The following is a 1,584-nucleotide window of genomic DNA, read 5'->3' as shown; positions in this document are numbered from 1 at the left end:
TAAACATGTAGTATTGAGTTGATTACACACATTAATTTAGAGTTACAGTAAAAGTATTACCTTTTTATCTGACATTGTATTGCAAATTAATTCTAGGAACAAAACGGAAGAGTATCTATCGTTTTGAAACTCAACAAATTCTTATCAAAAGATTAACAAAAAAAGTCGGCAAGAGATAAAACTGAAACTGATAACAAACGAACCTCTTGAGTTGACAGGTCGCTATTGGCTCCAGATTTTCCAAAGAAACCGAAAACCGGAAGATTATTAGCGAAAACAGGCTGACTGAACGATTTCCAGACGTCGTCGTTGAACCCGTTCTTATCGGCATCCTCGTCTTCCTCGTCGTCACCCTCCTGACAGAAGGACATATTTTGTCAACGAAACAGTTATGGATAAGCTTTGGGTTTTGCTTTCCAGTTTTTTAGTTCCTTGTTATGACTAAATCTGACTACACGTTTGCTTGTAAAAATTTACTTGGCTTTTTGGTCCGAATATAAAAGATATAAAAGATCACCTGGTCATTCAAGCAATCATAAAAATTGGACATTTCAGGGAGGTTTCTCGGCCAAAAAGGCGATGCATCTTTTTTCTCCGACTGTTTCAACTTCAAATCCTTCAATTTTGTGTCTTCCTGTTGATGAATGTTTAGAAAATTTAAAGCACAATGAAGATAATTGGGTAAAAAATTATATTCCTAAGACAGTATTGGAAACTTGGCGACCAAAAGTAACGGGTAGGAGAGCGATTCCTTATATTAAGACTGAAGATATTAGTGGTATTGCTACCATTGTTGTACCTCAAGACGGTCAACAAGGGAATAAAAAAGTATTTCCCGCAAAAAACGCATCACAAACTGTTTTAAGCAGCATTAATACCATAGATTTTAAACATATATTAGCCGCCAAACAAGAAATGCTGAGTTGGAAGTTTATGCAGCTTAATCCCGAAGATCTGCGAGAACCTACTCGTCAAGATATGGGCATCAGAGATACAATAACAGCAAGCGGAAAGAATTTAGCCGCTGCTTTATTTCGCATCAAACAAGATGATGAATATACCCTCACAGCAATTTCCCGTGATCTCAATAATCTGCTACCGAATCTTACAGAAGTTAATGTTTATGATGACAAAGCAAATCGACAATTTATTATCAAGGTAAAAGGCGATGATAATCGGGAGTTTTCTTCGAGAGTGCTTTCCGAAGGAACCCTACGTTTATTAACATTATGTGTCCTGCAATACGACCGACAACACACAGGATTACTATGTTTTGAAGAGCCAGAAAATGGCATTCATCCTTTTCTTATTCAAGCAATGGCAAGATTATTAAAAGAGCTAACTGTCGATTTTGAAGATACTGAAATGCCTTTACGCCAAGTAATAGTGAACACTCATTCTCCAGTTCTGGTGAGTCAATTAATTAATTGGCAAGATGATGAAAATGTCAGCATTTGGCTTTCTCAACTTACCACTATAATATCCACTATTGAAGGGAAGCGAATTAAGATGAAAAGCAGTAATTTTCACCCTGTTATCAAAGAGAATAAAAAGCAATTAACCTTATTTTTCTCCGAAAATGAG

General features: G+C 36.2%; 1 protein-coding gene. It reads left to right on the top strand.

Going from position 1 to position 1,584, the window contains the following annotated elements; translation table 11 throughout:
- Window positions 1–477: 477 nt before the first annotated feature.
- Window positions 478–1,584: AAA family ATPase (locus tag PX636_RS21300; protein ID WP_288118747.1), on the top strand; the 1,107-nt coding region annotated here is incomplete at its 3' end.

The sequence above is a fragment of the Microcystis sp. M53598_WE2 genome (assembly GCF_030067735.1).
GTDB classification, from domain to species: Bacteria; Cyanobacteriota; Cyanobacteriia; order Cyanobacteriales; family Microcystaceae; genus Microcystis; species Microcystis aeruginosa.
The sequence above is the reverse complement of the archived record's forward strand: the minus strand, read 5'-3'. Positions and strand labels throughout refer to the sequence as shown.